This is a genomic window from Haloleucobacter ellipsoideus, from assembly GCF_052491725.1.
This window is the reverse complement of sequence record NZ_JBQWAR010000017.1, coordinates 116,311-130,641: the sequence shown is the minus strand read 5'-3', so window position 1 is coordinate 130,641 and position 14,331 is coordinate 116,311. Positions and strand designations below refer to the sequence as shown.

Genomic DNA, 14,331 nt, shown 5'->3' with positions numbered 1-14,331 from the left:
GCGCGGAAAAGGGGAAAACAACGCAAAAATCGCCCGGCGCAAAACTGGACCGGGCGGGGCGGAGAACATCCCGTCGAAAAGACGAACCCTGCGCCGGAGCACGTCGGCCCCGCATGCGCATCCTGTTCCATCATCCGCGCCGAGGGCGGATCAAGTCCGCCTCAGGCTTCGCCGATTGTATCGAACGATGCCGCATCCATGGCTTCGCGCGCGCTCTTTCCGGCCCACACCACGAACTGGAAGGCGGGATAATAGCGCTCCACCGCATCCATGGCGGCATCGAGAATCGCATCGCACTGCCGGTCGGAAGCGGTGGCGCCGCCCGCCAGCACAAGGGCATGGCGGAACATGATGACACCTTCCTGCGACCACATGTCGAAATGCCCCAGCCACATCTGCTCATTGATGAGCGCCAGCAGGCTCAGCACTTCGGTGCGGCGGTTGTCCGGCACCTTGAAATCGAAGGCGCAGGCCAGATGCAGGGCTTCCAGCTCGTCCATCCACTGGAACGAGACATGGCAATCGGTCCAGCGGCACGCCAGAGAGAGGGTGATCTCATCTTCGCCGGACCGCTCGAACGACCAGTCCCGCACGGCGGCGAGCTGTTCGAGAAGATCCACGGGGTTCGCCGGTGCTTCGGCTTCGATGTCGATGAGAGACATGGCCTCGACCTCACGGTTTGAGGAACGCGACAGAGAAGGTCGCACTTGGCCCGAAAACGGGAAATGGAGCACGGGCGAAACGCCCCGTACATAACGACCCGCTCAGGCGAGGCTTCACCCCGTCGCGCCCGTGACACGACGAACCGGTTCCGAATCGCCACATACACAGTATAGCGGGGAAATGGGAAAGCACAGGTGACGTTTCCGTCACTCCTGCGCCAGCATGCACAGCACTGCGCGCGGCAGAGCCATACGGCGGCGCCTTTTCCCTTCCGCCGGAACCAGCCGTCAGGACCGGGAGGCGCCGTCATCCTGAGCCGGGGCGGCGGGGGCAGCGCCCAGCCTTGCCTCAAGCTCGGCCAGACGGGCGGCCAGACGCTCGTTTTCCTCACGCGCGGCTGCGGCCATATCCTTCACGGCGTCAAACTCTTCACGTTTCACAAGGTCCATATCCCGCAGGAAACGCTCCACCTGGGTGCGCATGACGGTTTCAGCCTCACGGCGAACCCCCTGGGCGACACCCGCGGCATCGTTCATGAGACGAGCCATCTCGTCAAAAATGCGGCCCGTGGTCTGGGTCATGGCAATCTCCACCCGGCGACATGCGCCATATGCTGCGGGAAAATGGCCTTACACTGCGACAGATGCAAGGGAGATGCGGCACTGTGGCCCTCTTCTCCCCTGTTCCACGGCCTGTCTTCCCGCAAAAAAATCAGAACAGCTTGCCAAGTCCCGGCGGCAGGGAGAGCCCACCGGTGACCGCCTGCATCTTTTCCTGCATCACCCGCTCGGACTTGGCACGGGCATCGGCAAGGGCGGCGACGAGAAGATCCTCGAGAATCTCCACCTCTTCCGGCTTCACGAGGGAGGGGTCGATACGCACGGACCTGCACTCGCCCTTCGCGGTCAGGCGCACCTGCACCAGCCCCGCACCGGAAGATCCCTCCACCTCGGTATTCTCCAGTTCCGCCTGCATCTGCTGCATGCGCTCCTGAAGCTCCTTCGCCTGCTTCATCATGCCCATCAGATCGCGCATGGTCTCAATGCTCCTTCGTGGCGGGGTGTATCGGGTCAGAAATCGGGATCATCGTCCGCATTGCCGTCCATATAGGCATCATCCTCGGCCGGTGCGAGGGCTTCATGCGCCATATCTTCATTCACGCGCACATCCACCACCTGAGCCCCGGGAAAACGCGCCAGCACGGCGGCCACCAGCGGGTGCGCCTTGATGCCCTCTTCCCGCTCGGCCTGAAGGGCGGCCTTCTTCTCGGCAATGGTCTGCCCGCCCTCCTTCGAGGACAGCGAGACCAGCCAGCGCTGTCCGGTCCATTCGGTGAGCTTGCGCGAGAGATCCTGAAGCGACTGGGCGCTGGAGCCCTGCACCAGGGAAACCTCGATCCGTCCCTGCTCGAAGCTGACCGGGCGCATGGCGAATTCCAGCGCATGCTTCAGGGACAGATCCCGTTTGGCGGAAGCCAGGGCCACCACATCGGCAAGGCAGGTGAGCCGGGGGGCATCAGCCGGCAGCCCGGCGGGCGCCGGATGGGACATGACAGGCGCGCTCTGGGCAGGCCGGGCGCTGGACGGCTGGGCTGAAACCGCATGCACCGCCCCGCCCGAGCCGGAAGCCAGCGCCAGCCGCGCGCCACCCCCGCCGGCCGGGCCGGAGGATGGTGCGGGCGCTGATCCGCCAGCGGGCATATCCCGCATCTGCCGCAGGGCCTCATCCGGGGTCGGCAGGTCCGCCGCATAGGCAAGGCGCACCAGCACCATTTCCGCCGCCTGGGCGGGCTTGGGCGCCTGCTGCACCTCACTGATGCCCTTCACCAGCATCTGCCATGCGCGGGAGAGCACCCGCATGGAAAGCCCCTGCGCCATGGCCAGCCCACGCGTGCGCTCCACCTCGACAAGGGCTGCATCCTGCGCCGTTTCGGGCACGATCTTGAGGCGGGTGGCCAGATGGGTGAAATCGGCAAGGTCTGTCAGGATGACGGCCGGATCGGCGCCCGCGTCATACTGGTCGCGAAACTCCGCCAAGGCGCGGGGCATGTCGCCCCTCATCAGCGCCTCGAACAGGTCGATCACACGGCCCTTGTCAGCAAGGCCCAGCAGGCGGCGCACCTCTTCCGCGCTGACCGTGCCGCCGCCATGGGCGATGGCCTGATCCAGCAGGGAGAGGGAATCACGCACGGAGCCCTCGGCCGCGCGGGCGATGACGGAGAGCGCCTCATCCTCCACGCTGACATGTTCCTGCCGGCAGATATTGGCCAGATGCGTGGCCAGCTCCCCCGCCTCCACGCGCCGCAGATCGAACCGCTGGCAACGGGAGAGCACGGTGACCGGCACCTTGCGGATCTCGGTCGTGGCGAAAATGAATTTCACATGCTCCGGCGGCTCTTCCAGAGTCTTCAGCAGCCCGTTGAAGGCCGCCGTGGAGAGCATGTGCACCTCGTCGATGATATAGACCTTGTAGCGCGCCAGCACCGGGCGATAGCGCGCACTCTCGATGATCTCGCGAATATCGTTGATGGAGGTGTTGGACGCGGCGTCCATCTCCATCACGTCCACATGGCGGGATTCGATGATGTCGCGGCAATGCTTGCCGGGCACGGAAAGATCGAGGCTCGGCCCGCCGGGGGAACCGTCCATCGGCTCATAGTTCAGCGCGCGGGCGAGAATGCGGGCGGTGGTCGTCTTGCCCACGCCGCGAACGCCGGTGAGGATATAGGCCTGTGCAATACGCCCCGTGGCAAAGGCGTTGGACAGGGTGCGCACCATCGCCTCCTGCCCGATGAGATCATCGAAATTCTGCGGGCGATATTTGCGCGCCAGAACGCGATAGGCCCCGGGCGTTCCGCCCTGCCCCGCCGGTGCGGCAGGGGGCGTCGCATCCGCCAGCGGAGCGGGCGGCGGGGATTGCTGTGCCGGGGCCGCGGGCGGCAGGCCCAGATCCAGCCCCGCCTCACCCGGTTCCAGCCCGTCCTGTTCCGGGGCGGGGCTGGCCTGATCTGTCTCGCGCGTGTTGTCACTCATGCGCTTTACATAGCATCCATGTCGCCCACGTCGAGGTGCCGCGCCTCATTTCCCCTTCAGCACGTCGGCATCGCCCACGCGCACGCACACATACTGGCGCAAGCCCTGCTCGAACTCCTGACGGGGACGCGCCTCCAGCTTGGCGGGCACATTGCGGGCGATGGCGGCCTTGCAGGCTGCCTCATCCTTGTAGGTGGCATCCCGCATCACATGCACTTCGGGGCCGGCAAGGGCGCTGACCAGAATGATGACGACAACCCACATGGCGGTTCTCTCCAGGCGGCCGAACAGCCGCAGACACGGCGCGCAGGCGGCTGCATCACCGTGGAGAACTCATGCCAAAGCTGCAAGGGAAGAGCAAGGTGGGAGGCTGGACAGAGACCCGAGATCGGTCTCGTTGGGGCTGCTTCCTTCCGGACCTGACCCGGTTGGCGAGTGACTCGTCCACCGCCAACCTCCCACGCGCTATATGGCAGCGCCATGCCGCCTTTGCAAGAGGCCCGCCCGCACCTTCCGCGCCATCCACATGCGCGCCGTCCGCCATGCCGGCGCCGTGACAGCGCCGCAAGCCTGGGTTATGGGCATGCCTTCCACACGAGAAGGAACCGCCATGGCCGCCCCTGCGAAAGGTGATATGGAAACGATCGCCCGTCTCATCGCCAGCGAGATCAATGCCCGCCCGGCACAGGTGAATGCCGCCGTGGGGCTGCTGGATGAAGGCGCCACTGTTCCCTTCATCGCCCGCTACCGCAAGGAAGTGACCGGCGGGCTGGACGACACCCAGTTGCGCACGCTGGAAGAGCGCCTGTCCTATCTGCGGGAGCTGGAAGCGCGCCGCGCCGCCGTGCTCTCCTCCATCGAGGGACAGGGCAAGCTCACCGATGAGCTGCGGGGCAGGATTTCCACCGTCACCACCAAGGCGGAGCTGGAAGACCTTTACCTGCCCTACAAGCCCAAGCGCCGCACCAAGGCGCAGATTGCGCGTGAGCGTGGCCTTGCCCCGCTGGCCGAAACCATATTGGCAGACCGCTCCGTGGTGCCCGCAGAGCTTGCCGCGCAATATCTCAATGACGAAGTGGCGGACACAAAGACCGCGCTGGATGGCGCGCGCGATATTCTGGCCGAAACCTTCTCCGAAAATGCCGATCTGCTCGCCCGCCTGCGCACCTATATGAAGGGCAATGCGGTGCTCCATGCCCGCGTGGTGGAGGGCAAGGAGGAAGCCGGCGAGAAGTTCCGGGACTATTTCGACCATGCCGAACCCTGGGCCAAGGCCCCGAGCCACCGCGTGCTGGCCATGCTGCGCGGCCGGAACGAGGACATTCTCACCCTTGATCTGGAACTGGACACGGATGCCACCACTCCGCTGAAGCCTGCCGAGCGCATGGTGGCGGAGGCTTATGAGGTCGCCCTCACCCACCCCCGCCCGGCCGATGCCTTCCTTCTTGATGTGGCGCGCTGGGCATGGCGGGTGAAGCTCTCGCTGCATCTTTCCGTGGAGCTGATGGGCGAGGTGCGCGAGCGGGCCGAGGAAGAGGCCATCCATGTCTTCGCCCGCAACCTGAAGGACCTGCTGCTGGCCGCTCCCGCCGGCGCACGCGCCACCATGGGGCTGGACCCGGGCATCCGCACCGGCGTGAAGGTGGCGATTGTGGATGGCACCGGCAAGCTGCTGGAAACCGCCACCGTCTATCCCTTCCAGCCGCGCAATGATGTGGCGGGCACCAATGCCGTTCTGGCAAGCCTCATCCGCAAGCACAATGTGGAGCTGATCGCCATCGGCAATGGCACCGCCAGCCGCGAGACCGACAGGCTGACCGCCGAACTGCTCGCCGTGCTGCCGCCGCTGCCCTCCGGCAGGAAGCCGATCAAGGTGGTGGTGAGCGAGGCCGGTGCATCCGTCTATTCCGCCTCGGCCGTGGCGGCAGCGGAGATGCCGGATATCGACGTCTCCCTGCGCGGGGCCGTCTCCATCGCCCGCCGCCTGCAGGACCCGCTGGCCGAACTGGTGAAGATCGAGCCGAAATCCATCGGCGTCGGCCAGTATCAGCATGATGTGGATCAGTCCCGCCTCGCCAAGGCGCTGGATGCGGTGGTGGAAGATGCGGTGAATGCGGTGGGCGTGGACCTGAACACCGCTTCCGCTTCCCTGCTCGCACGGGTTTCCGGGCTTGGGGCATCGCTTGCGGAAGCGATTGTGGCGCATCGCAACACCGTGGGGGCGTTCAAGACCCGCAAGGAGCTTCTGAAGGTCGCCCGCCTTGGCCCGCGCACCTTCGAGCTGGCCGCCGGCTTCCTGCGCATTCCCGATGGCAAGGAGCCGCTGGATGCCTCCGCCGTGCACCCGGAAGCCTATGACCTTGCCAAGAAGATCGTTTCCGCCTGCGGGCGCGATGTGCGCTCTCTCATGGGTGACACCGTGGCGCTGAAGGCGCTGGACCCGCGCGCCTTTGTGGACGAACGCTTCGGCCTGCCCACCGTGCGCGACATTCTCTCCGAGCTGGAAAAGCCCGGCCGCGACCCGCGCCCGGAATTCAAGACCGCCAGCTTCGCCGAGGGCGTGAACGAGATTTCCGATCTCAAGCCCGGCATGGTGCTGGAGGGCACGGTGACGAACGTGGCCGCCTTCGGCGCCTTCGTGGATATTGGCGTGCATCAGGACGGGCTGGTGCACGTCTCCGCATTGGCGGACCGCTTCGTGAAGGACCCGCACGAGGTGGTGAAGGCTGGAGACGTTGTGAAGGTGCGCGTGGTGGATGTGGATGCCAAGCGCAAGCGCATTGCCCTTTCCATGCGCAAGGATGATGGCGATGGCCGCAGCGCCGCCCGCTCTTCCGCCAGCCCCTCCGGGCAGGATGCGCGCCGCAGCCCGCCGCCCGGCAAGGGTGGAAACAGGGGCGGCCCGCAGGGCGGGCGCGGCAATGAGGGCGGCCAGGGTGCCTTCGGTGCCGCCCTTCTGGATGCCATGCGCCGCAAGGACAAATAGCGACAAACCGTGCCATGCCCGGCCACCTGCCGGGCATGGCCTGCCCCTTCAGGCTGCCTCCCCGCACCGGCCATGCGCGCCGGCGCCAGATTCTCTCGCGACGGGTGCTTGACCGGAAATATACGGCTGATTATTTTCCAGCCAGAGGACGGCCTCCCCCTGTCGGGGTTTCAATTGCCCGGGACGACCCGGCAGCTTGCAACAGGAGGCTGCCATGGCGTGGCTTGTTCTTGTTATTGCCGGTATCTTTGAAGTTATCTGGGCCTTCACGATGAAGCAGTCGGAGGGTTTCACCCGGCTGTGGCCCACCCTCATCACTCTTGCCGCCATGCTGGTGAGCTTTGGCCTGCTCTCATGGTCCATGCGCACCCTGCCGCTGGGCACCGCCTATACGGTGTGGACCGGCATTGGCGCGGTGGGGGCATTCATTGTCGGCATCGCCTTTCTGGGGGAGACCATGAGTCTCTCCCGCATTATTGCCGCCGCCCTCATCGTGAGCGGGCTGGTGATGATGAAGCTTTCCAGCACCAGTTGATCATCTGCCGGCATGGGCCACCTCCCATGCCGGCATTTCGGGACCGGAAACATGACAGACAGCACGGACCAGCAGGTCGCCACCCGGTGGGACCTGAATGCGGACCAGTGGACCCATGATGTCCGCGCCGGCTATGATGTGTATCGTGATACCTTCACCTTCCCGGCCTTTCTGGCGTTCCTGCCGGAGATCCGGGGCCTTGAGCTGATCGATTTCGGCTGCGGGGAAGGCACGAACACGCGCGCCCTTGCCCGTCTGGGCGCGCGGATGAGCGGCCTTGATGTTTCCGAAAGAATGATCGCCCATGCCCGCCGCATGGAAGAGGAGGAGCCCCTCGGCATCACATATTTCGCGCAATCCTACAGCGATCGCAGCGCGCTGCCGGATGCCTGCCTTGATGGGGTCGTCTCCACCATGGCGCTGATGGATGGGCCGGACTTCAATGGCGCGATGCGGGAGGCCTTTCGCCTTGTGCGGCCGGGCGGCTTTGTGTGTTTCAGCGTGCTGCATCCCTGCTTCATCACCCCCTCCATAAGCTGGCGGAAGGATGAGGCCGGGCAGACCACCGGGCTGTGCGTCTCGCGCTATTTCGATCCCGCCCATTTTACCGAGCACTGGCGGTTCGGGGACCGGCCGCGGGAACCGGGCATCACGCCATTTGCCGTGCCCCGCTTTCCACGCACCATGAGCGATTATCTCAATGGCATCATCGCTGCGGGATTTCGGATCACCGCCCTGGAGGAGCCGCGCCCTTCAGAGGAAGCCTGCGCGCAGACCCCGCGCTTTCGGCGCTGGCGCGACCTTGCCGCCTTCCTGTTGCTGGTCAGGGCTGAACGCCCCAAAACCTGAGGGCAAGATATGCTGAGGGCGATACAAACAGAAAAGGCGGAGCCAGCCCCGGCCCCGCCATGAACCAACGGATGCAGGCGACCCCGCAAGGCCGCCTCCGGCGCATGACCTCAGCGGGTCGGCACCGGCTTTTCACCGCGATAATCATAGAAACCGCGCTTCGTCTTGCGACCCAGCCAGCCGGCCTCGACATATTTCACCAGAAGCGGGCATGGGCGATACTTGGAATCCGCCAGCCCTTCATGCAGCACCTGCATGATGGCAAGGCAGGTATCAAGGCCGATAAAGTCCGCAAGCTGGAGCGGCCCCATCGGATGATTGGCGCCCAGACGCATGGCCTTGTCGATGGATTCAACCGAGCCAACGCCTTCATACAGCGTATAGATCGCCTCATTCACCATCGGCAGCAGGATGCGGTTGACGATGAAGGCCGGGAAATCTTCCGCCACCGCATAGGTCTTGCCCAGACGGGAGACGAAGGTCTTTGCAGCCTCGAATGTATCATCATCGGTTGCAATGCCGCGCACCAGCTCCACCAGTTCCATGATCGGAACGGGGTTCATGAAATGCACGCCGATGAAGCGTTCCGGCCGGTCGGTGCCGGCGGCGAGGCGGGTGATGGAAATGGAGGAGGTGTTGGATGCCAGCAGGGTCTCGGGCCGCAGGACCGGGCAAAGGCTGGTGAAAATCTTGCGCTTCAGCTCTTCGCGCTCGGTGGCGGACTCGATCACCAGATCGCAGCTTTCCAGAGCCTCAAGCGTATCTGCCGGGGCAATACGGTCGATTGCGACCTGACGGGCCTCATCGGTGACGAGACCCTTGGCGACCTGGCGCGACATATTGCCATTGATCGTGGCGATGCCGGCGCGGATGCGATCGGGATCGATATCGTTAAGGGCTACATCATAACCGGCAAGTGCGCACACATGGGCAATGCCATTGCCCATCTGCCCCGCGCCGATGACTCCGACCTTCTTGATCTCGAGCGGCATGTTTCTCTCATTTTCCCTGGGGCCGGAAGCGGCGCCCGGATGCGGACAAGGCCGGGAAGAGGCAGCACGCCTGCTCCCCGGCCGGGAGCGTTATCAGCCCTTGAGCTTGGCGATTTCCGCCTTCAGCTCCGGTACGACAGTATTGATGTCACCGACCAGACCATAATCGGCAACCTGGAAGATCGGCGCTTCCTCGTCCTTGTTCACGGCCACGATGACCTTCGAGTCCTTCATGCCGGCCAGATGCTGGATGGCGCCGGAAATACCGAGCGCGATATACAGCTCCGGCGCCACGACCTTGCCTGTCTGGCCAACCTGCCAGTCATTGGGGGCGTAGCCGGCATCCACCGCCGCGCGCGAGGCGCCCACGGCAGCGCCGAGTTCATCGGCCAGCGGCTCGATCAGCTCGGCGAACTTCTCGCGCGAACCAACCGCGCGACCACCGGAAACGATGATCCGCGCCGCGGTCAGCTCCGGACGGTCGGAAGCCGCGATATCCTCCCCCACAAAGCTGGACAGGGCCGGATCGCCCGCCCCGTCCACGGTCTCGACCGCGGCCGAACCACCCTCGCCCGCAGCCGCGAACGAGGCGGTGCGCACGGTGATGATCTTCTTCGCATCCGTGGACTTCACGGTCTGCACCGCATTGCCCGCATAGATGGGACGCTCGAACGTATCCGGGCCTTCCACCTTGATGATATCGGAAATCTGCATCACGTCGAGCAAAGCTGCGACCCGCGGCAGCACATTCTTGCTCACCGAGGTCGAGGGCGCGATGATGGCATCATAACCGGGCGCGAGCTTCACCAGCAGATCCGCCAGCGGCTCGGCGAGCTGGTGCGCATAGAGGGCGTTATCGGCCAGCAGCACCTTCTCGACACCGGCAAGCCGGGCGGCGGCGTCTGCGACGGAGCGGGCATTTTCACCCGCCACCAGCACATGCACGGGCGCACCCAGGGCAACAGCTGCCGTCAGCGCCTTTGCAGTCACGCCATTGAGTGCAGAATTGTCGTGTTCAGCAAGCAGCAACGTGGCCATCAGAGCACTCCCGCCTCATCCTTGAGCTTCGACACCAGCTCGGCAACCGAGCCCACCTTCACGCCAGCCTTGCGGCCAGCCGGTTCGGCGGTCTTCAGCACCTGAAGACGCGGCGCGACATCAACCCCGTAATCCGCGGGAGCCTTCTCCGCGAGGGGCTTCTTCTTCGCCTTCATGATATTGGGCAGCGAAGCATAGCGCGGCTCATTGAGACGCAGATCGGTGGTGACGATGGCGGGCGTCTTCAGCTTCACGGTCTGAAGGCCGCCGTCGATCTCGCGGGTCACCTGCACGGCGCCGTCCTCGATCTCGACCTTGGAGGCGAAGGTGCCCTGCGCCCAGCCGAGCAGTGCGGCGAGCATCTGGCCTGTCTGGTTGCAGTCGTCGTCGATGGCCTGCTTGCCCAGAATGACAAGACCCGGCTCTTCCTCGCCAACGACGCCCTTGAGAATCTTGGCGACCGCGAGCGGCTCCACCACGTCATCCGTCTTCACGAGAATGGCGCGGTCGGCACCCATGGCCAGCGCGGTCCGCAGCGTTTCAGCGGCCTGGGCCGGGCCGATGGAGACGGCCACAACCTCGGTCGCCTTGCCGGCTTCCTTCAGGCGCAGCGCCTCTTCCACCGCGATCTCATCGAACGGGTTCATCGACATCTTGATATTGGCCAGTTCGACGCCGGTCCCATCCGATTTCACACGGACCTTGACGTTGTAGTCTACCACCCGTTTCACGGGCACCAAAATCTTCATAAGCGCCTGCTCCCCGTCTTGCGACCGCCCTCAGGCATCAGTGCCTGCCATCGAATCGCGAAAAACCCGTTCGTTCCCACCATTGCGGCTTATCTGGCAGCGGCACCGTAGAAGTGGCTCCAAACCGTGTCAACGCCACCTTTTGCAGTGCAACCCGCTGCAGTCGCCACTTGATGGTGGCCTTGTTCAGGACCATTGGACTTGATCAAAAATACCAACAGCATCCTGCCGTCATGTCACCTCTCAACCCTTGCGAGATGTTCATAACGTAATGGGAAGCTATATTCCTCGCGCAGAACCGTCAATTCCGCACGGGCATATCCCCACAATACGGAAGACTTGAAAAGAAGCCCGTTCATGGACCGGACAGGGTTGCTGAGGCAAAAATGTCGCACGCGCGCGGGAGCGGAAGGTTGCACCTGCGCGCGCCACAACCCTGCCATATTGCCCCGCCCTCAGCGGTTCGCGCCGGGAACCCAGAGAATATCGGCCCGGCCATGGTCGTTGGCGATGCGCGCAGCCACGAACAGCAGGTCTGAAAGACGATTCATATATTGCACGGCCGGCGCGCCCACCGCGCCCTCTTCCAGATGGGACAGTTCCACAATCTCACGCTCCGCCCGGCGACAGATGGTGCGGGCGAGGTGAAGATGGGCCGCCGCCGCAGAGCCGGCCGGCAGGATGAAGGAGGTGAGCGGGGCCAGATCGGCATTCAGCGCATCAATATCGCGCTCCAGCTGCTGCACCTGCGCAGCCACGATCCGCAGCGCGCTGCCGGGAGCCTCATCCGGCTTGGGGGGCGTGCACAGATCTGCCCCGAGATCGAAAAGATCATTCTGCACCCGCATCAGAATAACATCGAGCGCGGAACGGTTTTCCAGATGGAGACGGGCAACGCCAAGCGCCGCATTTGTTTCATCCACCGTGCCATAGGCCGCGACGCGCAGATCATATTTCTTCACCCGCGCACCGGTTCCAAGCCCCGTGGTGCCATTATCGCCCGTGCGGGTATAGATCTTGTTGAGCTTCACCATGGGAGCCTCATTGAATCACTGCGCCGATGCTGGCGGCCTGTCGGCTTATCGCACTCTTTGGCGGGCCACTCCAGATGACATGCTGCACATCCCCCTCTCCACTTGCGTCCGGCGCGGGTGAGTGCCATCTTGTTCTCCTGAATACAGGCGGCCTGGTGAGTCCGTCGGCGCCCCGCTTTCCGGCCGGGCGGAAAAGAGGAGATAGGGCCATGCCTGCTCTCGTCCGTTTTCTGGTGACCCATGCCCTGATCGGCATCGCCCTTGCCGCGGCTTTTGTCGGCGTGCTGGTGGCGCTGGATGTGGCGCGCCTTGGCACGCTTGTCAGCACCTCACCTGATGGCATTCTGGCGGTGGCACTGCTGACAGCGGGCCTTGCCGTGACCTTTGGCAGCGTGCAGATGGGCTTTGCCGTGATGCTGATGAACGGTCGCGACGACACGACCGGCGGCTCTCGCGTGCGCATTCGCCGCCTGATACTGCTGCCCGTGAAGGCTTCCGCCGGGCGGCGCTGAGCTTTTCCCCGCAAAGTGCACCAGCCGGCCCATCGGGCCGGCTTTTTTATTGGGCGCGCGCCCGCCGGAAAGACACGGTACACACCGGGACGGCACACACCGGGAATGCAAAAGGGGCCAGCCCGCAGGCTGGCCCCTTGCCTTCTTTCCAACCTGCTCGATCAGGCGATCTTGCGCATCTCTTCCTTGTGCATCGAACCGGTTTCACGCGCGCGGGTGTGCCAGGAGAAAGCTTCTTCCAGCACATGCGGCGTGTGTCCGCCGCGCGCAAGCGCGCGGTCGAAATAGTCCTGCATCTCGTCACGGAAGGTGGGGTGCACGCAATTGGCGATGATGACTTTCGCCCGCTCGCGGGGAGCAAGGGTGCGCAGGTCCGCAAGGCCCACCTCGGTCACCAGAATGTCCACATCATGCTCGGTATGGTCCACATGGCTCACCATGGGCACGACCGAGGAAATGGCCCCGCCCTTCGCCACGGACTTGGTGACGAAAACCGACAGATAGGCGTTGCGGGCAAAATCACCCGAGCCGCCAATGCCGTTCATCATGTGCGTGCCGCTGACATGGGTGGAGTTCACATTGCCATAGATATCGAACTCAAGCGCCGTATTGATGCCGATAAGACCGAGGCGGCGGATGATTTCCGGGTGGTTGGAAATCTCCTGCGGGCGCAGCACCAGACGCGACTTGTAGGTGTTGATGTTCGGCACCACCTGCTCATACTTCGCCTTGGACAAGGTGATGGAGGAGCCGGAGGCGAAATTCATCTTTCCGGCATCGAACAGGTCGAAGGTGGAATCCTGCAACACCTCCGAATACATGGTCAGGTCATGGAATGGGCTTTCGATGAAGCCGTGCATCACCGCATTGGCAATGGTGCCGATACCGGCCTGAAGCGGCTGGAGCCGTTCTGTCAGCCGGCCATGCTTCACCTCATGCTTGAGAAACTCCATGAGATTGGAGGCAATGGCCGCCGTTTCCGCATCGGGCGGCAGCACATTGGAGGCGGAATCCAGCTTCTCCGTCACCACGATGGCGGCGATCTTCTCGGCCGGAACCGGAATGAAGGGCAGACCCACGCGGCTTTCCGGCGTCACCACCGGAATGGGCTCGCGGAAGGGGCGACGGGTGGGAATATAGATATCGTGCAGCCCCTCCAGCGCCATGGGCTGGTTGAGGTTGATCTCGACAATCACCTTCTCGGCCAGAATGGCGAAGGTGGCCGAATTGCCAACGGAGGTGGTGGGCACGATGCCGCCTGACGCGGTGATGCCCACGGCCTCGATCACCGCCACATCCACCGGGCCGAGCTGATGGGTGCGCAGATGCTCCACCGTCTCGGACAGGTGCTGGTCAACGAACATCACCTCGCCGGTGTTGATGGCCTTGCGCAGGGCCGGATCGGCCTGGAAGGGAATGCGGCGGGAGAGCAGATGGGCCTCGGCCATCTGCTTGTCCAGATCATTGCCCAGCGATGCGCCGGTGATGAGGGTGATCTTGAGCGGTTCATTCTTCGCGCGGGCGGCCAGCGCCATCGGCACGGCCTTCGCCTCGCCGGCACGGGTGAAGCCACTCATGCCCACAATCATGCCATCCCTGATATGGCTGGCGGCCTCCTCGGCGGAGACAATCTTGTCCCGCAGGGAAGCGAGACGGATACGGTCCTGTGGCATGGTTGCTCCCGGTATGTCCTCAAACAACATGCGCTTGCCCCATAGAGAGAGCAACCGGACCCCGGAATTCGACTTAAGACAATGTACGTATATTTCCGTTCCGGCCATAGTGGCGGGCCGGATGGCGCAATGGGACCGGCCGGATCAGATAAGCCTCTGTGAAGACGGGCTGTTTAGGATGCCCCATCACCACGGAACCGCTGCTGCAACAGCCACAGCCCCGCGCTGGGCGCAGGGGGGTCTTGCGCTGCACTCGCAGCATGGAGCC

The 14,331-nt window shown here is 64.1% G+C and carries 14 protein-coding genes and 1 other RNA gene; 4 read left to right on the top strand and 11 right to left on the bottom strand.

The annotated features are described in order from the left end of the window. Positions 1 to 161 precede the first annotated feature (161 nt). From ACT6QG_RS05895 to ffs, 6 genes are all read right to left on the bottom strand, one after another. Positions 162 to 662, bottom strand: coding sequence for a type III secretion system chaperone family protein (locus ACT6QG_RS05895; protein WP_444976644.1), 501 nt, complete (start codon positions 660 to 662; stop codon positions 162 to 164). A gap of 288 nt (positions 663 to 950) precedes the next feature. Then, complete coding sequence (locus ACT6QG_RS05890) at positions 951 to 1,244, bottom strand: accessory factor UbiK family protein (RefSeq protein WP_444976643.1); 294 nt, start codon at positions 1,242 to 1,244, stop codon at positions 951 to 953. Between the two features lie 130 nt (positions 1,245 to 1,374). Continuing rightward, positions 1,375 to 1,698: a YbaB/EbfC family nucleoid-associated protein gene (locus ACT6QG_RS05885; RefSeq protein WP_444976642.1), complete on the bottom strand. Its 324-nt coding sequence runs from the start codon at positions 1,696 to 1,698 to the stop codon at positions 1,375 to 1,377. Positions 1,699 to 1,733: 35 nt separating this feature from the next. Further along, entirely contained in the window at positions 1,734 to 3,695 is a 1,962-nt protein-coding gene (locus tag ACT6QG_RS05880) for a DNA polymerase III subunit gamma/tau (RefSeq protein ID WP_444976641.1), read from the bottom strand. Between the two features lie 45 nt (positions 3,696 to 3,740). Next, the gene (locus ACT6QG_RS05875; RefSeq protein WP_444976640.1) at positions 3,741 to 3,959 is read right to left on the bottom strand and encodes a hypothetical protein; all 219 of its coding nucleotides are present in this window, start codon (positions 3,957 to 3,959) and stop codon (positions 3,741 to 3,743) included. 97 nt (positions 3,960 to 4,056) lie between these two features. Continuing rightward, an RNA gene (gene ffs, locus ACT6QG_RS05870) (signal recognition particle sRNA small type) lies at positions 4,057 to 4,155 on the bottom strand. A 150-nt stretch (positions 4,156 to 4,305) separates the two neighbouring features. On the opposite strand from ffs, the gene ACT6QG_RS05865 reads away from it, so the two are divergent. The 3 genes from ACT6QG_RS05865 to ACT6QG_RS05855 all read left to right on the top strand — a co-directional run bounded on the left by ACT6QG_RS05865 (position 4,306) and on the right by ACT6QG_RS05855 (position 8,065). After that, the gene (locus tag ACT6QG_RS05865) at positions 4,306 to 6,681 is read left to right on the top strand and encodes a Tex family protein (protein ID WP_444976639.1); all 2,376 of its coding nucleotides are present in this window, start codon (positions 4,306 to 4,308) and stop codon (positions 6,679 to 6,681) included. 214 nt (positions 6,682 to 6,895) lie between these two features. After that, the gene (sugE, locus tag ACT6QG_RS05860; RefSeq protein ID WP_444976638.1) at positions 6,896 to 7,216 is read left to right on the top strand and encodes a quaternary ammonium compound efflux SMR transporter SugE; all 321 of its coding nucleotides are present in this window, start codon (positions 6,896 to 6,898) and stop codon (positions 7,214 to 7,216) included. A 51-nt stretch (positions 7,217 to 7,267) separates the two neighbouring features. Beyond that, a complete protein-coding gene (locus ACT6QG_RS05855; RefSeq protein ID WP_444976637.1) occupies positions 7,268 to 8,065 on the top strand; it encodes a class I SAM-dependent methyltransferase in 798 nt (265 codons plus the stop codon). Between the two features lie 110 nt (positions 8,066 to 8,175). On the opposite strand, the gene ACT6QG_RS05850 is transcribed toward ACT6QG_RS05855, so the two are convergent. The 4 genes from ACT6QG_RS05850 to ACT6QG_RS05835 all read right to left on the bottom strand — a co-directional run bounded on the left by ACT6QG_RS05850 (position 8,176) and on the right by ACT6QG_RS05835 (position 11,878). Then, a complete protein-coding gene (locus tag ACT6QG_RS05850; protein ID WP_444976636.1) occupies positions 8,176 to 9,057 on the bottom strand; it encodes a 3-hydroxybutyryl-CoA dehydrogenase in 882 nt (293 codons plus the stop codon). Positions 9,058 to 9,150: 93 nt separating this feature from the next. Next, complete coding sequence (locus ACT6QG_RS05845; protein ID WP_444976635.1) at positions 9,151 to 10,095, bottom strand: electron transfer flavoprotein subunit alpha/FixB family protein; 945 nt, start codon at positions 10,093 to 10,095, stop codon at positions 9,151 to 9,153. Next, positions 10,095 to 10,844: an electron transfer flavoprotein subunit beta/FixA family protein gene (locus tag ACT6QG_RS05840; protein WP_444976634.1), complete on the bottom strand. Its 750-nt coding sequence runs from the start codon at positions 10,842 to 10,844 to the stop codon at positions 10,095 to 10,097. Before ACT6QG_RS05840 ends, ACT6QG_RS05845 begins: the two co-directional genes overlap by 1 nt. Positions 10,845 to 11,299: 455 nt before the next feature. Further along, positions 11,300 to 11,878 carry a cob(I)yrinic acid a,c-diamide adenosyltransferase gene (locus ACT6QG_RS05835; protein WP_444976633.1) on the bottom strand — a complete coding sequence of 193 codons (579 nt, stop codon included), beginning with the start codon at positions 11,876 to 11,878 and terminating at the stop codon, positions 11,300 to 11,302. A gap of 209 nt (positions 11,879 to 12,087) precedes the next feature. Here ACT6QG_RS05835 and ACT6QG_RS05830 point away from each other — a divergent pair, with 209 nt between their 5' ends. After that, positions 12,088 to 12,390: a hypothetical protein gene (locus ACT6QG_RS05830; RefSeq protein ID WP_444976632.1), complete on the top strand. Its 303-nt coding sequence runs from the start codon at positions 12,088 to 12,090 to the stop codon at positions 12,388 to 12,390. A gap of 161 nt (positions 12,391 to 12,551) precedes the next feature. Here ACT6QG_RS05830 and scpC read toward each other — a convergent pair whose 3' ends face one another. Further along, the gene (scpC, locus tag ACT6QG_RS05825) at positions 12,552 to 14,063 is read right to left on the bottom strand and encodes a succinyl-CoA:acetate CoA-transferase ScpC (protein WP_444976631.1); all 1,512 of its coding nucleotides are present in this window, start codon (positions 14,061 to 14,063) and stop codon (positions 12,552 to 12,554) included. Positions 14,064 to 14,331: the final 268 nt, after the last annotated feature.